A 14,831-nucleotide genomic window follows, 5' to 3' on the forward strand; every position below is an offset into this window, starting at 1 on the left:
CGGGGTCGCGGCGCCCCGCATGGCTTCGTCATCCGGCTCATAAGCATGTCTCACGGCCCGAATGGGACGTGCCATACTCTACTGCCGGAGGTGCCCCATGCGAGGCAAGTTCTCATCCCTGGCCCTGGCGGCCGTTGCCGTGATGCTTACCCTTGCCCTGGTGATCTACCCGAAGGACTCCCTGGAGGCTGCCAAGGAAGGGATGAACCTGTTCTTCACCGTCGTCTTCCCCTCCCTGCTGCCCTTCTTCATCCTGAGCGAGATGCTGCTGGGCCTAGGGGTTGTTCACTTCATCGGGGTCCTCTTCACGCCGCTCATGCGGCCCCTGTTCAACGTGCCGGGCGAAGGCGCCTTCGTCCTGTCGATGGGCCTGGCCGCAGGATACCCCATGGACGCAGTGATCACCGCGCGGTTCCGCAAGAGCAACATGTGCACCCGCGTGGAGGGGGAGCGCATGCTGGCCTTCTCCAACACGGCGGATCCCCTGTTCATCTGGGGGGCCGTCGCCGTGGGCATGTTCGGCATGCCGGCCCTGGGCGGTACGATGGCCCTGGCGCACTATCTTGCCGCCTTCCTCGTGGGGCTCACCTTCCGATTCTACGGGATTCAGGAAACCGAGCGGACGCCCGAGCCGGATCGGAAAGGGAACGTCCTCAGCAGGGCGATTGCCGCTCTGATCAAAGCGCGGCGGGAGGACGGCAGGCCGATGGGCCAGATGCTGGGGGATGCCATCAAGGACTCCATGAAGACCATGGCATTGATTTGCGGTTACATCATGCTGTTCGCGACGCTGGCCCGCATGATTGAGGTGACTGGCCTCTTTCCCTACATCGGCGCGCCCTTCCGGTGGCTGTTTGAACTGCTCGACATCGACACGGCCCTGGTGCGGGCCGCGGTCATCGGCCTCCTGGAGCTCGACCTGGGCACCCTGGCGGCCTCACGGGCCACGGGCGCCCCGCTGGTGCAGCAGGTCGCCATCGCCGGCGCGATCATCGCCTGGAGCGGGCTCTCGGTGCACGGCCAGGTGGCCAGCGTGCTGAGCGGCACCGACATCCGGATGGGTCCCTACGTGGCCGCGCGGCTCCTGCATGCGGTCCTGGCTTTCATCAGCACCCTCGTCCTGCTGCCGGCGGCCGGGCCGGCCCTGGGCGCGGCCCGGGTGCTGCCGGTCCTGGGGGGGCTGCCGACAGCGCTCTGGCAGATGCCTTTCTGGGAGCAGCTCATCCGGGGCGCCGGCTGGTCGCTGATCATTCCGCTCTGCCTGGCGCTGATCGGCGCCGGGGCCGCCCTGGTCACCGGCGGCGTCCGCTGGGTGTTCTTCCACGCCCGCCGGTAGGGGATTGCGGGCCGGGCCATGCTTGCGGGTTCGCATCCGTGTTACTATAATGGCAGCGTGGTGTATCGGGCCGGCCGGTGGCGTGAAAGGAGACTGTTACGGTGTCTGAGGCTCTGGTTGAAGCGATCATAGAGATTCCCGCAGGCAGCCAGAATAAGTACGAGGTCGACAAGGAGCGCGGTCTCCTGCGCCTGGACCGGGTGCTGTACTCGCCTGTACACTACCCGGCCGACTACGGCTTTGTCGACGAGACCCTCGAAGAGGATGGCGACCCGATCGACATTCTGGTTCTGGTCACCAACCCGACGGTGCCGGGGTGCATCATCGATACCCGCCTGATCGGCGTGCTCGTGATGTCAGACGACAAGGGAGTCGACAACAAGCTGCTCGGAGTGGCGGAGCGGGACCCCCGCTACGCGCAGGTGAAGGACCTGAGCGGGGTGCCGCCGCACAGGCTGCTGGAGATCGAGCATTTCTTCCGTACCTATAAGGACCTCGAAGGTAAGCAGACCGTCATCGAAGGCTGGTTCGGCCTGGATGTCGCCCTGGAGAAGCTGCGGGCCGCCAGGGAGCTGTACCGGTGGTCCAGGTCGGCGCGCGCGTGAGCGGGCAGGGGAATCGGTGCACCTGGCTGTCCACTGCGGCGGCGCGGGCTTCCGTGGGCGGGCCCGGCCGCCGCAGTCCGGCGCGCGGGGATCTTTTTGTCGCCTGCGTTCATGATGCTGTCGCTTTCCGTGCAGGATAGACGGTAATCGCGGGCGCAGAGGCTGTAGTTGATGTAAGGTGGTAATGAAGTGAGAGAACGAATCGCCGAATTCATCCGGGAGAAGGCGTACAAGCCCATGGGCTTCACCGAGCTCGCCGAGGCCCTGGGCATTCCGGAGAAGCAGCATGCGCGGCTGCGCAGGACCCTGGAGCAGATGGAGCGCGCAGGCGAGGTGGTGCGAACCCGCACCGAGCGATACGGGGCCCCCGAACGGATGAACCTGGTTGTCGGCCGCCTTCAGGGGCACCCCCGCGGATTTGCCTTCGTGGTGCCTGACCAACCCGGCGCCGAGGACGTGTTCATTGGCCGGGAGGCGCTGGGCGGCGCCTGGCACAACGACCGGGTGATCGCGCGGATTCACGGCCGGGTCCGCGCCGACGAGCGGCCGGAGGGCGAGGTGATCCGCATCCTGGAGCGCGCCAACGCGCGCGTGGTGGGCACCTTTGAGGCGACCCGGCACCTGGCCTACGTGGTGCCCGACGACAAGCGGCTGCCCGAGGATATCTACGTGCCCAAGGGCATGACCAACGGCGCGCGGAACGGCGAGAAGGTCGTGGTCCAGATCGTGCACTGGCCCGACGCCCGCCGGGGCGCCGAGGGGCGCGTGGTCGAGCGCCTGGGCATGAAGGGCGATGCCGGCGTCGACATCGTCAGCATCATCCGTAAGCACGGACTGCCCGAGGCCTTCCCGGACAAGGTCCTGCGGGAGGCCGAGCAGGTTCCCGACGCGGTGTCAGAGGAGCAGGTGCGCGCGGAGGGGCGCCGGGACCTTCGCTCCTGGACGATCGTCACGATTGACGGCGAGGATGCCAAGGACCTGGACGACGCCATCAGCGTGGTGCGGCTGGGCCCCAACCGCTGGCAGCTCGGGGTGCACATCGCCGACGTGTCCGCCTACGTTCCCGAGGGTTCCGCGCTGGACCGGGAGGCGTACAGGCGGGGCACGTCCGTCTACCTGGCGGACCGGGTCGTGCCGATGCTGCCGCCGCGCCTTTCAAATGGCATCTGCTCGCTCAACCCCGGGGTGGACCGGCTCACGCTCTCGTGCGTGATGGAGATCGACGCACGCGGTGAGGTCAGGTCCTACGAGATCTTTCCTGCTGTCATCCGCACGACGGCCCGGCTGACCTACACCGCGGTGAACCGCATTCTCGCGGGCGAACCGGGGGCGGCGGAGGGCCTGGAACCGCTGGTGCCCATGTGCCGGGAGATGGCGGAGCTGATGGCGGTGTTGCGGGAGCGGCGCATGCGGCGCGGCGCCCTGGATTTCGACCTGCCCGAGGCCAAGGTGCAGCTCAACGAGCAGGGCTGGCCCACCGACATCCTGCGGGTGGACCGGGGCATCTCCGAGCGGATCATCGAGGAGTTCATGCTCATTGCCAATGAGACGGTGGCGGAGCACTGCAGCGAACTGGGTCTGCCCCTGCTGTACCGCATTCACGAGCCGCCGGCTTCCGACCGGGTCGCGGGCCTGAGCGAGTTCCTCCACCTGTTCGGGTACAACCTGAGGCTGCCGCGGGACGGCTCGGTGGCGCCGAAGGATCTCCAGAAGGTGACGGCCTGGGCGAAGGACCGGCCGGAGGAGAACCTGATCGGCTCCGTGCTGCTGCGCACGATGAAGCAGGCCCGTTACAGCGAGGAGCGGCAGGGGCACTTCGGCCTTGCGGCGGAGTACTACTGCCACTTCACCGCGCCCATCCGCCGCTACCCCGACCTGGTGGTTCACCGGACGCTCCATGCTCACCTGAAGCATCCCAGGGGGCTGCCGGCCAGGCTGAGGAGCCGGTGGGAGCGGAAGCTGCCCGAGGCCGCTGAGCACTGCTCCGACCGTGAGCGGCTCGCGGCCGAGGCCGAACGGGAGACCATCGAGCTGAAGAAGGCCGAGTTCATGTCGGACAAGATCGGCGAGCGGTTCGAGGGCATCATCTCGGGCGTGACGCCGTGGGGCTTCTACGTGCAGTTGGCCAACACCGTCGAGGGGCTGGTGCACGTCTCGACGCTCACGGACGACTACTATCACTTCCACAGCGAGCTCTATGCCCTGATCGGCGAGCGCAGCAGAAGGCGTTTCCGGCTGGGCGACCGGGTCATGGTGAAGGTCCACGGGGTGGATGTGGACAACCGGCAGGTGGACTTCCTGCTCGATGAAGAGAGCGATGTGCAGACCGTGGTGGCCGTGCCGCGCAAGGGCAGGCAGCGGGCTGCGCGGAAGGCGGCGGCCGGGGGATCCGGCCAGCTGGGCAAGGCGAAGGCGGCGACCAAGAAGGGACGGCGCAAGGAGAAAAGCCGGGCGACGGGCTCCCGGGCGGTGGCGGATCTGGTGAACGAGCCCGCAGAGCCGCGGCGGGAGCCGGACGTGGTGCGCCTGCACGGGCAGAGCCGTGAGGGCGCCCGCTACGACATGTGGGGCCTGCCGGTGCCGGCCGGCCGGGGCCGGGAGCGGGACGGAACCGATCCGACGGTGAACAACCCCTTCTCCCTGACCGCGCCTCCAGCGAGGGCTGAGGCGAAACCGTCCCGGACGGTGAAACGGGTGCGGCGCCGCCCGGGCATGCGTCCCTCTAAGTGAGCAAGCGCCGCTTTCCAGGCGGCCGGTCTGCGGACAGGCGGGCTGCTGCACACGGGCAGCCCGGCTGCCGGCCCGGGCGCCTGCGGCTGCGAGATGGCCTGCGACTTTACTTTACAGATTGCGGCCTTCGCGGTATAATTAATAGTCCTGGCGAGGTGAGAGCATGGCCCGGTCGAAGGCCGAGATTCAGCCCATTGCGGTGAACCGCAAGGCTCGCCACGACTACTTTATTGAGGAGACCTACGAGGCCGGAATTGCGCTGGTGGGCTCCGAGGTCAAGTCGTGCCGTTTGGGGCGGGTGAACTTGCGTGACGCCTACGCCCAGATCAAGGACGGCGAGGTCTTTCTGCTCAACTGTCACATCAGCCCTTTTGAGCAGGCGAATCGGTTCAACCACGAACCGCTGCGGCCGCGGAAGCTGCTGATGCACAAGGCAGAGATCCGGCGCCTGTACGGCAAAGTGCGCGAGAAGGGTTTCACTTTGGTGCCGCTGCGGTTATACTTTAATCAGAAGGGCAAGGTAAAGGTCGAACTGGCCCTGGCGAAGGGCAAGCGGGCCTACGACAAGCGTGAAGACATCGCGGCGCGCGATGCCAGGCGCGAGATGGCCCGGGCCCTGCGGGGCAGATACGACGACTGAGCCGGCCCGGGTTGGCACTCGCTGGGGCAGCCCAGCTGTGTAAAAGGGGGCGAACTAGGTTCGACGGGGGAGGATTCATCCAGGAAAGCGAGCCGAGGTTGCGGTCGGCCTCGTTAAACAGGCCGCAAAGGCATAAGTGCCAACGAAGACTTCGCTCTCGCTGCGTAAGCAGCACGCGGCTTAACGCCGCGATCGCTCCTCCGGACCGTGGGCTCCGTGCGCCGGGGTTGTAGCGTCAAAGCAACGGGCTGTTCCGTTCGGGGTGACCGCGGACCCGGACGGCGAGGATTCTGACTGCGGTTGGTCCGGACTGCAGCCCGCCGTCAGGCGGCAGACCGGGCGAGACCTAAAATGACGGCTGCGCTCGGAGACGTCCTGTTTGAAGCTCCTTCGGACGCGGGAGGCAGAGCCCGCCGCCTCCACCAGAATACGAAACGCCCTGCGGCTGCGGCCGCAGGGCGTTTAATACGTAAACGACAGCATGTCGACAAACTGTCGAAGCGGAATATTCGCGTCAAGTTATTTGGATCATGCGAACCAAAACGAAAATGTAAACGTATTAGAGAGTAGGGGGAACCCAGGCAGGAGATTAGGACCAGTTCAGCCAATCACCACAGTATCCTTTTATGCCTCATATCTTTCGGGGACCATAGGACGGCGTGGTGTAAAGAACTGAGGCAATTCCCGTGGGGGTGACAGGGTATGCTCGCGAAGCCGTCGGTGAATTCGCAGGTGGCCGAGATCGATTACCTGCTGCGTGAGGTGGGTGGCCTGCTGCGGAAGTGGGGGCGTGATATCTTGGGGGGATTCGATATCACGAACCCGCAGTTCGAGGCCCTGCTGGTGCTGCGTGAACATGGGGAGTTGACGATGGGGGAGCTCTGTGCCAAGATGTTTCTCGCATGCAGCACGGCCACAGACCTGATTGACCGCATGGAGCGCAACGAACTGATCGAGCGGGTGCGGGATACCGCTGACCGCCGCGTGATCCGCCTGCGGGTGCTTGCGAAGGGGGATCAGATCATTGATCGGATCCTGGAGGCCCGGCAGGCCTATCTGACCAACGCGATGTCGGGCATGGGCGCGAGCGAAAAGGCCCGCCTGATCTGGTCGCTGCAGCAGCTGAGTTCCGTGCTGAGCCGCGAGGCGTAGGCCCGATCGGTCGGCCGCGCAGGCGCCGCTCCTCCGGGGCGGCGCCTGCGCCGCGTCGTCTCCGGAACTTCCGGCATCGCCCGCCCGTCCAACCCGTACGTTAGGAGTAGCAGCAAGACACGCATACAGGCAGTGTCCCGAAGGAGAGCACGCCACATGAAACAACTGAGCCCAGATGCGGTGCGCCCCATCGGACTGTTCGATTCCGGGGAGGGCGGTCTCACCGTCGCCCGGGCGGTTGCCGATCTCCTGCCCCGCGAGCATCTGGTGTACGCCTGTGACACCGCGCACTTTCCCTACGGCCCCCGACCGCTCGCAGAGGTGCGGGCGTTTTTCCTGCGGTTCATGGAATTCTTTGCGGAGCAGAACTGCAAACTGGTCATAGTGGCCTGCAACACGGCCACCGCCGCGGCGATGGACCTGCTGACCGCCGATGCATTCGCCATCCCCGCGCTGGGGGTCGTTCAGCCGGGCGCCGTTACGGCGGCGAAGGTCTCGGCCACCGGCCGGATCGGTGTGGCCGCCACCCAGGGCACGTGCGACTCGGGCATCTACCCGCGGACGATCCGCCAGCTTCGCCCCGACGCGGTGGTGGTGCAGCAGGCCTGCCCCATTCTCGTCATCCGTGCGGAAGAGGGCGTCATCTCCGGACCCGAGGTGAGGAGCGAGGTGGAGCGCTGCCTCGCGCCCATCCTGGCCGAGAGGGTCGACACCCTGGTGCTGGGATGCACCCACTTTCCCCACATGGCGACGGTGATCCAGGAGGTCGTGGGGCCGGCGGTCCGGCTCGTGGACCCCGGGAAGGCCACGGCGGCGCAGGTGGCCGACCTGCTCCGGGCGCGCGGCCTGCTGAATCCCGGGCCGGAGCCGGGGCGGCGGCGCGCCTTCACGACGGGCGACCCCGGGCGGTTCCTGGAGGTGGCCGGCCGGCTGTGGCCGGGGGGCATCGACGCGGCCGTACACATCAGACTCTGATCGCGGCAGGAGTGAAGCAGCCAGATGCGGCAGGACGGAAGGATGCCTCATGAGATGCGCCCCGTGCGCATCACGCGCGAGTACAACATGCACGCCGAGGGTTCGGTCTTGATCGAGGTCGGCCGCACCCGCGTGATCTGCACGGCCACCGTGGAGGAGCGGGTGCCGCTGTTTCTGAGGGGAAGAGGAGAAGGCTGGATTACCGCCGAATATGGCATGTTGCCCCGCGCCACGGGGCAGCGCACGATGCGGGAGGCGGCCCGGGGCAGGCAGGGCGGCCGCACGATGGAGATCCAGCGGCTGATCGGGCGGGCCCTGCGGTCTGTGATCGATCTGGGGGCCCTGGGTGAACGAACGCTGATCATCGACTGCGATGTCATCCAGGCCGACGGCGGCACGCGCACCGCGTCCATCACCGGCGCTTTCGTCGCCATGGTGGACGCCCTGGAGGGGTTGCGCGCGGCGGGGCTCATCGATCGGCTGCCGGTGAGCGACTACCTGGCGGCAACGAGCGTGGGCGTCGTCGACGGTGTGCCCCTGCTGGATCTCGCCTATGAGGAGGACTCGCGCGCCGAGGTGGACCTGAACCTGGTGATGACCGGGTCGGGCGGCGTGGTGGAGATCCAGGGGACTGGTGAGGCACGGCCCTTCAGCCGGCAGCAGCTGGACGAGCTGCTGGCGCTGGCCGAGAGCGGGGTGCGGCAGCTCGTGGCGATTCAGCGGGAGCAGCTCGGCCCCCTGGGAGTGGAGGTTGATGCACGTGGCGGGAAAGCGTCTGGTCTTGGCCAGCAAGAACGAGGGGAAGCTGCGGGAGTTCCGGTCGCTCCTGGCGGGAGCGGGCATTGAGATCATCGGGCTCGGGCCGGACGCCCCGGAGGTCCCGGAAACGGGACAGACCTTTGAGGAGAACGCGCTGATCAAGGCGCGGGCCGCGGCGGCCTTCACGGGGCTTCCTGCCCTCGCGGAGGACTCGGGCATCGCGGTGGACGCCCTGGGCGGGGAGCCCGGGGTGCACTCGGCCCGCTGGGTGCCGGGCACCGACGAGGACCGGCTTCATGCGCTGCTCGCCCGCATGGTGGGCGTTCCGGCCGAACGGCGGACCGCCCGGTACGTGTCGGTGATCGCGGTGGTGCTGCCCTCCGGCCGGGAGGAGCTCTTCCGGGGAGAACTGGAGGGGCGGCTGACGGAGGCGCCCCGGGGCACGGGGGGATTCGGCTACGACCCGATCTTTGAGGTGGAGGGCGGGCGGACGGTGGCGGAGATGACCCTGGAGGAGAAGAACGCCATCAGCCACCGTTCGCGGGCTCTGGCGAAGTGCATGGAGCGCCTTCCGGCCCTGCTGGAGGAGGCTTAGCATGCTGCGGGTCGGTGTTGTGAGCGACAGCCACCGCCGCTTCGGCAATGTGCCGGCCATGCGCGCGCAGTGCGGCCGGCTCGACTGGCTCCTGCACGCGGGCGACCACCTGGCCGACGCGGCCCGCATCGCGTCGGACCTGGGGGTGGACCGGTCCCGGGTGCGGGCCGTCGTGGGCAACTGCGACTTCCCCGCGACCGAGCCGGCCGAGTTGCTGCTGGAGCTGGGCGGGGTGAAACTGCTCATGGTGCACGGCCACCAGCACGGCGTGAAGGCGGGGCCGCAGCGGCTGCTGTACAGGGCCCAGGAGGTGGGCGCCCGGGCGGCAATTTTTGGCCACTCCCACATTCCGTTCCTGGAGGACGTGGGTGGTGTGCTGCTGCTCAACCCGGGCTCGCTCAGCCTGCCCCGCAGGCCGCAGGATCCGCCGTCGTGCGCCGTGTTGGAGATTGCGGATGGCACCGTGCGTGCGCATCATGTTTTTCTGGGCGAAGAGGCAGCATTTAGGTTTTGACAGCAGGCACTCGGATAGGATATACTCTCTTGTGCGGGTACGGCGGGGTGTGGCGCAGTCTGGTAGCGCGCCTGCTTTGGGAGCAGGATGTCGCAGGTTCAAATCCTGTCACCCCGACCAACGCAGCCACTGCGGCGAAGGGGCCGACACAGCATCTGCGGGTGTAGCTTAGTGGTAAAGCTCCAGCCTTCCAAGCTGGCGACGAGGGTTCGATTCCCTTCACCCGCTCCACAGAAAGTCCACTTCAGGGGCGAAAGCACTTCGTCCTTTTTTATCTGAATCGTGTCGGCCCCGACGCTGGTATCACGGGCGTCTTGTGCTGTGGTTAGCGCTGTGCTAAACTAACCTGTGCTGTACAGGCGCCTGTAGCTCAGTGGATAGAGCAACCGCCTTCTAAGCGGTTGGCCGCAGGTTCGAATCCTGCCAGGCGCACCAAGCTTTTCCCCTGTGCTCCTGATTGTTCATACGCTGACCGTAGCTCAGTTGGTTAGAGCGCCAGATTGTGGCTCTGGAGGTCGCCGGTTCGACTCCGGTCGGTCAGCCCACTTCTTGGGGCGTAGCCAAGTTGGTAAGGCACGGGACTTTGACTCCCGGATGCGTAGGTTCGAGTCCTGCCGCCCCAGCCACGGGCCAGGCTCCCGCTCGCGGCGGGGGTCTGGGTCTGACGGGCCATTAGCTCAGTGGCAGAGCATCCGCCTTTTAAGCGGGGTGTCGTTGGTTCGAATCCAACATGGCCCACCATAAGCAAAGCTCCCTCCACTTGTGGGGGGGGCTTTCGTTGTGCTGTCATGTCGGCGTGCCAAAGGGCCACAGGGTCATCACCCTGTGGCCCTCATCCCTCCGGGTTGGTGCGAGAGAGGGGACTTGAACCCCTACGCCTCACGGCACAAGATCCTAAGTCTTGCGCGTCTGCCAGTTCCGCCACTCTCGCGCGTTCCGCAACTGATATGTTACCTCAGCGTTCGCGTCCGTGTAAAGGGCTACAAACAGGCACACCCCCGGCCCCAGCCGGAGGCGTACAGTTTCGGATCACTCAGGTGCGTTGCCGGGTACCGACCAGGTCCCCGATCATGAGTACGCCGGCCAGTCCCACGAGCGTGTAGACGATCCGCGATACCAGCGACATCTGGCCGCCAAACAGGAAGGCCACCAGATCAAACCCGAAAAGGCCGATCAGCCCCCAGTTGAGGGCACCGATGATCACAAGCAGTCTCGCGATGAACACCTTCACACCGCTCCCTTTCTCGGGAATAGGGTGTGCAGGTGACTCCGGGCTCTATTCACCTCCCGCCAAAATGCTGCCGGCCCCAGCCGGCCAGGGTGGCCGGTAACCGAGCGGGCGGGTGCACCTCACGCCGTCCGGCAACAAACCCGGCGGGAAGGCCGGGTGCGCAGCGATCGGCGGTGCAGCCGGGCCGTGCGCTCGACCCATCCTTCCAGAAAGCCTCAGGTAGACATGAAGCCTAGCATGCCGCACCCTCTAGGGGGGAAACAATACAGGGGAATTCGTACTGGCACTGCGCCTGACGGTGCGTATGATCGGCTATTCTGGTCACCATGCGGAGCAACATCTAACGGGGGTGCGACCTACGTCCATGGCTTCATCGTCAGCTGCAGGCACGGGTTAGAGTCCAAAGTAGTGGTGTAAATTCCCCGGACCTTCCGGTGGGAGGGGCTGCTTGACATAAGTGGCCACCTTTGGGTTCCATGCGAAGTAGGAGCAATACATCGCAAAGGGGGAACCCGCAGGTGACCAACTTTAGGATCGCATTGGAGGAGCTTCTGCGCAAGTCCGGTGTGGACGACGTGGATTTCCTCCGGGAAGGAGTTCGGGTGCTGGCTCAGGGTCTCATGGAACTGGAAGTATCGCAGCAGATTGGCGCTGTGTGTTTGATAACCTAAAAGGGAGCCATTCGGGGGCCATTTGATCACGCAAAAGTGAGCCACCTCGAACTTCCAAACCTGTAAACTGGGATGTACCGCATTTCCAGTTTGCAGGGGTGAAAGGATTGAAGATCGAGATGGCTCATGTAGAGCGTATCAGATGGCTCCTTCATGTGGAAGGGAAGTCACAACGACAGGTTGCCAAAGCGTTGGGGATCTCGCGGAAGACCGTCGCCAAGTATGCACAGCTTACCGAAGTCCCGCGCTACCAGCGGCGGAAGCCGACCGAGCCCGTGGTGCTGACCCCGGAGTTTCAGGCAGAGATCGAACGGCGACTCGCGGAAAACGAGATTTTGCCCCGCAAGCAACGCTGGACTGGGAGGACGATCTACGAGGACCTGGTTGCCCTGGGCTACCAGGGCAGCGAGCCCACTGTCCGCCGCCACATCGCCAAGATCCGCAGGCTGAAGCGAGTGCAGCCGGCATTCATCCCCCTTGCCCACGACCCTGGCGAGAGCATCGAGGTGGATTGGGGTGAGGCGGTAGTGGTCCTCGACGGTGCAGAAGTCACAGTCCAGATCCTGTGTGTCCGCTTACGCTGGAGCGGCATGCCGGTTGTGATTGCGTACCCGACTCAGCGGCAGGAAGCCATGTTCGACGGCCTCCGAAGGGCGCTGGAGCTGCTGGGCGGAGTGCCCCGCCGCATGACCCTGGACAACCTGAAGCAGGCGGTCAAGCGAATCCTGGAAGGCCGCAACCGGGAAGAGCAGGATGCCTTCCTGAGCTTCCGCACCCACTACCTCATCGACAGCAACTTCTGCAATCCGGCTTCCGGTAACGAGAAAGGCTCGGTAGAGAATCTGGTCGGTCTCGCCCAGCGTTACATCGTCGGGCCACACCGGGAAGCCAGAACCTGGGACGAACTCAACGCCATCCTGTGGGAGCGGTGCCTGGAGTATGCCCGGCGCGTGCCCCAGGGTTCGACACAGTCCATCCTGGAACGCTGGGAGCATGAGAAGAAGTTCCTGCGCCCTCTGCCTGCTCGGCCATTTGACTGCTGTAAGGTGGCGCTGGTCACGAGCAACAAGGTGTCCTGCGTGACGTTCGAGACCTGCCGCTATTCCGTTCCGGTTCAGTATGCGAACCGGTCACTACAGGTGCGGGCTTACTGGAACCGAATCGACATTTACGCTGGGCAGGAGAAGATCGCCAGTCATCCGCGCTGCTACGAACGGAACCGGGAAATCCTCGATCTGGACCACTACCTCGAACTCCTGTATGCAAAGCCCGGGGCGCTGGCGCAGGCCAAGCCCTTCCGCATGGCAGAGCTTCCGCCCGTTTACCACCGGTTCCGGGCTGAAATGCAGGCGCAGGGTCGCAGTGAGCGGGAGTTTGTCGAGATCCTCATGCTGCACCGCACCTACTCGGTTTCTGAGGTCAGCAGGGCTCTGCAGCAAGCCCTGGCCCAGCGTACGGCTTGCTGCGCAGCGGTCCGGCAACTCCTTGGCGCTCAACCGGATCTTGCAGCTGGAGCACCGCCCTCCACGGACGGGAAACTGGCCAGCATCCGGGTGCAGCAGCCCTCGCTGGCCGAGTACAACCGGCTGCTGAAAGGGGGCGTAGTGCATTGAGCCAGGAACTGCTGCTGGATTACTACCTGAAGCGCCTGAAGCTCCCCACGGTCCGGCGTCTGTACAAGGAACTGGCGCGGGATGCAGCAGAGCACAACAAGACCTTTGAGGAGTACCTCGAGGCCCTGATGGAACAGGAGGTGATCCACCGGGAGGACAACCAGCTGCAGCGCCGTCTTAAAGCTGCTGGCTTCCCGGTTCCCAAGACCCTGGAATCCTTCGACTTCACGGCCATTCCGTCCGTGAACAAGGCGAAGATCCTGGCACTGAGCAAGGGTGAATACATCCGGGATCGGGAGAACGTGCTCTTCGTTGGCAACAGCGGCACCGGCAAAACGCACCTGGCCACAGCGCTGGGCATCGCCGCGTGCCGGCAAGGCTACCGGGTTCGTTTCTGGCGAGTGGGCCAGCTTGTGGCCGAACTTGAGGAGGCGCAGAATGAGCACCGGCTCAGCCGCGTCGAGAAACAGTGGCTGCGTCAGGATCTGGTGGTACTGGACGAACTCGGCTATGTGTCCCTCAGTCGGGCCGCCAGCGAACTGCTGTTCCACTTTGTCGCCGCACGCTACGAACGGGGCAGCCTGATCATTACGACGAACCTGGAATTCTCGGAATGGGCGCAGGTATTCGGAGACGAGAAGATGACAGCGGCACTGGCCGACCGTGTGACCCACAAGGCCCACATCATCGCGATGAACGGGGAGTCGTACCGATTCCGTGAGACCCTCCGACGGCAGGAAGCCGTGAAGCAACGCGCGGAGATACCGTAAGTCCCGCACGCACCCCCAGAAGTTGCCAGGTAACTGGAAACCGCAATGGAAACAAAATCGGCCCCGTAGGGTTGGCAGGTGGCTCACTATTTGATGATCAAAGTGGCTCCCAATCTCTTGATCAAACACAGCGCTGAGCGGTACGAACGGTCGTCTGAGCGCAGCAACTACCGCAACGGCTATCGGGAACGTCAGTGGGATACGCGGGTCGGGACGATCGATCTGCAGATCCCCAAACTCCGGAAGGGGTCCTACATGCCAAGCTGGCTCGAACCTCGCCGACGGGCCGAGAAGGCCTTGGTGGCTGTGGTTCAGGAGGCTTACATTCAGGGGGTCAGCACCCGGAAGGTAGATGAGTTGGTGCAGGCCCTGGGGATGACCGGCGTGAGCAAGAGCCAGGTCTCCCGGCTTTGCGCCGAGTTGGACGAGGTGGTTGAGGCCTTTCGCAACCGACCGTTGGAAGGGCGCTACCCTTACGTTTGGCTGGATGCCAAGTACGAGAAGGTTCGGGAGAACGGCAGGGTCTCCAGCATGGCCCTGGTGATCGCCATGGGTGTACGAGAGGATGGCGAACGGGAGATTCTGGGGCTAGACGTGGGTCCCAGCGAAGATGGGGCCTTCTGGACCGCGTTTTTGCGGCAGCTGGTCGCTCGGGGCCTCAAGGGCGTGCTTCTGGTGATCAGTGATAACCACGTCGGTCTGCGTGAAGCGATCCGAACCGTGTTCAGTGGCGCCAGCTGGCAACGCTGCCGGGTTCACTTCATGCGGAATCTGCTCGGCTATGTGCCCAAGAACCTGCAGTCCATGGTGTCGGCTGCTGTGAGGACCATCTTCGCACAGCCGGACCAGCAGGCAGCGAGGTCTCAGCTAGCCGTTGTGGTCGAGAACCTGCGGAAACAGTTCCCCCGGGCGGCCCAACTGCTGGAAGATGCCGAGGAGGACATTCTGGCTTACATGGCCTTCCCGACTGAGCACTGGCGGCGACTGCACTCCACGAACCCCCTGGAACGGCTCAACAGAGAGATCGGCCGGCGGACGGAGATCGTGGGCATCTTCCCCAACAGAGAAGCTCTGATCCGCCTGGCCGGAGCCGTCATGATCGAGCAGCAGGAAGAGTGGATGACCGCCCCACGAAGATACTTCAGCCAGGCGTCCATGGCGAAACTGTACGCCCATGACCCGAGCCTCGGCCGTCCTGAACTTTTGCCGCTGAGTGCCGACTAGAGCAACTACAATGCTG

The 14,831-nt window shown here is 65.0% G+C and carries 12 protein-coding genes, 7 tRNA genes, 1 other RNA gene and 2 pseudogenes; 20 read left to right on the plus strand and 2 right to left on the minus strand.

Features of this window, described 5'->3' with window-relative positions:
• The first annotated feature begins 97 nt into the window (after nt 1–97).
• From ylbJ to ACZ45O_RS15595, 16 genes are all read left to right on the plus strand, one after another.
• A complete protein-coding gene (gene ylbJ / locus ACZ45O_RS15520; protein WP_464854236.1) occupies nt 98–1,336 on the plus strand; it encodes a sporulation integral membrane protein YlbJ in 1,239 nt (412 codons plus the stop codon).
• Nucleotides 1,337–1,437: 101 nt separating this feature from the next.
• Nucleotides 1,438–1,941, plus strand: a complete 504-nt coding sequence (locus ACZ45O_RS15525) for an inorganic diphosphatase (protein ID WP_464854238.1) — start codon at nt 1,438–1,440, stop codon at nt 1,939–1,941.
• A gap of 189 nt (nt 1,942–2,130) precedes the next feature.
• Complete coding sequence (gene rnr, locus ACZ45O_RS15530; RefSeq protein WP_464854240.1) at nt 2,131–4,671, plus strand: ribonuclease R; 2,541 nt, start codon at nt 2,131–2,133, stop codon at nt 4,669–4,671.
• Between the two features lie 163 nt (nt 4,672–4,834).
• Complete coding sequence (smpB, locus tag ACZ45O_RS15535; protein ID WP_464854242.1) at nt 4,835–5,311, plus strand: SsrA-binding protein SmpB; 477 nt, start codon at nt 4,835–4,837, stop codon at nt 5,309–5,311.
• Between the two features lie 45 nt (nt 5,312–5,356).
• Nucleotides 5,357–5,736: a transfer-messenger RNA gene (gene ssrA, locus ACZ45O_RS15540) on the plus strand.
• A gap of 277 nt (nt 5,737–6,013) precedes the next feature.
• Nucleotides 6,014–6,463 carry a MarR family winged helix-turn-helix transcriptional regulator gene (locus ACZ45O_RS15545; protein ID WP_464854244.1) on the plus strand — a complete coding sequence of 150 codons (450 nt, stop codon included), beginning with the start codon at nt 6,014–6,016 and terminating at the stop codon, nt 6,461–6,463.
• 156 nt (nt 6,464–6,619) lie between these two features.
• Nucleotides 6,620–7,438 carry a glutamate racemase gene (murI, locus tag ACZ45O_RS15550; RefSeq protein ID WP_464854246.1) on the plus strand — a complete coding sequence of 273 codons (819 nt, stop codon included), beginning with the start codon at nt 6,620–6,622 and terminating at the stop codon, nt 7,436–7,438.
• 24 nt (nt 7,439–7,462) lie between these two features.
• The gene (gene rph / locus ACZ45O_RS15555; protein WP_464854247.1) at nt 7,463–8,284 is read left to right on the plus strand and encodes a ribonuclease PH; all 822 of its coding nucleotides are present in this window, start codon (nt 7,463–7,465) and stop codon (nt 8,282–8,284) included.
• Entirely contained in the window at nt 8,220–8,792 is a 573-nt protein-coding gene (gene rdgB / locus ACZ45O_RS15560; protein WP_464854248.1) for an RdgB/HAM1 family non-canonical purine NTP pyrophosphatase, read from the plus strand. Before rph ends, rdgB begins: the two co-directional genes overlap by 65 nt.
• Before the next feature lies 1 nt (nt 8,793).
• Nucleotides 8,794–9,306 (plus strand): metallophosphoesterase family protein, encoded by a 513-nt coding sequence (locus ACZ45O_RS15565; RefSeq protein ID WP_464854250.1) that lies wholly within the window; start codon nt 8,794–8,796, stop codon nt 9,304–9,306.
• Nucleotides 9,307–9,349: 43 nt separating this feature from the next.
• Nucleotides 9,350–9,426, plus strand: a tRNA-Pro gene (locus ACZ45O_RS15570).
• 37 nt (nt 9,427–9,463) lie between these two features.
• Nucleotides 9,464–9,537 (plus strand) — tRNA-Gly (locus ACZ45O_RS15575).
• Nucleotides 9,538–9,665: 128 nt separating this feature from the next.
• Nucleotides 9,666–9,741 (plus strand) — tRNA-Arg (locus tag ACZ45O_RS15580).
• A 33-nt stretch (nt 9,742–9,774) separates the two neighbouring features.
• Nucleotides 9,775–9,851, plus strand: a tRNA-His gene (locus ACZ45O_RS15585).
• Nucleotides 9,852–9,856: 5 nt separating this feature from the next.
• A tRNA-Gln gene (locus ACZ45O_RS15590) sits at nt 9,857–9,932 on the plus strand.
• A gap of 40 nt (nt 9,933–9,972) precedes the next feature.
• Nucleotides 9,973–10,047, plus strand: a tRNA-Lys gene (locus ACZ45O_RS15595).
• A 105-nt stretch (nt 10,048–10,152) separates the two neighbouring features.
• Here the strand turns inward: ACZ45O_RS15595 and ACZ45O_RS15600 are convergent.
• Nucleotides 10,153–10,237 (minus strand) — tRNA-Leu (locus ACZ45O_RS15600).
• A gap of 102 nt (nt 10,238–10,339) precedes the next feature.
• A complete protein-coding gene (locus ACZ45O_RS15605) occupies nt 10,340–10,531 on the minus strand; it encodes a DUF378 domain-containing protein (RefSeq protein WP_464854252.1) in 192 nt (63 codons plus the stop codon).
• 524 nt (nt 10,532–11,055) lie between these two features.
• On the opposite strand from ACZ45O_RS15605, the pseudogene ACZ45O_RS15610 reads away from it, so the two are divergent.
• The 4 genes and pseudogenes from ACZ45O_RS15610 to ACZ45O_RS15625 form a co-directional block, all read left to right on the plus strand.
• A pseudogene (locus ACZ45O_RS15610) lies at nt 11,056–11,190 on the plus strand (IS256 family transposase); the annotation flags it as partial.
• Between the two features lie 137 nt (nt 11,191–11,327).
• Nucleotides 11,328–12,821, plus strand: coding sequence for an IS21 family transposase (gene istA / locus ACZ45O_RS15615; protein ID WP_464857806.1), 1,494 nt, complete (start codon nt 11,328–11,330; stop codon nt 12,819–12,821).
• On the plus strand, nt 12,818–13,591 hold the full coding sequence (gene istB / locus ACZ45O_RS15620) for an IS21-like element helper ATPase IstB (RefSeq protein ID WP_464854254.1): 774 nt from the start codon (nt 12,818–12,820) through the stop codon (nt 13,589–13,591). Before istA ends, istB begins: the two co-directional genes overlap by 4 nt.
• A 132-nt stretch (nt 13,592–13,723) precedes the next feature.
• Nucleotides 13,724–14,815 (plus strand): annotated as a pseudogene (locus ACZ45O_RS15625) (IS256 family transposase); the annotation flags it as partial.
• Nucleotides 14,816–14,831 lie beyond the last annotated feature (16 nt).

It is taken from the genome of Symbiobacterium turbinis, assembly GCF_055383075.1.

Bases quoted from the DNA above. Each gene is read 5' to 3' on its own strand.
- ylbJ (WP_464854236.1), top strand. From the start codon at position 98: ATGCGAGGCAAGTTCTCATCCCTGGCCCTGGCGGCCGTTGCCGTGATG.
- smpB (WP_464854242.1), top strand. From the start codon at position 4,835: ATGGCCCGGTCGAAGGCCGAGATTCAGCCCATTGCGGTGAACCGCAAG.
- ACZ45O_RS15545 (WP_464854244.1), top strand. From the start codon at position 6,014: ATGCTCGCGAAGCCGTCGGTGAATTCGCAGGTGGCCGAGATCGATTAC.
- murI (WP_464854246.1), top strand. From the start codon at position 6,620: ATGAAACAACTGAGCCCAGATGCGGTGCGCCCCATCGGACTGTTCGAT.
- rph (WP_464854247.1), top strand. From the start codon at position 7,463: ATGCGGCAGGACGGAAGGATGCCTCATGAGATGCGCCCCGTGCGCATC.
- ACZ45O_RS15565 (WP_464854250.1), top strand. From the start codon at position 8,794: ATGCTGCGGGTCGGTGTTGTGAGCGACAGCCACCGCCGCTTCGGCAAT.
- istA (WP_464857806.1), top strand. From the start codon at position 11,328: ATGGCTCATGTAGAGCGTATCAGATGGCTCCTTCATGTGGAAGGGAAG.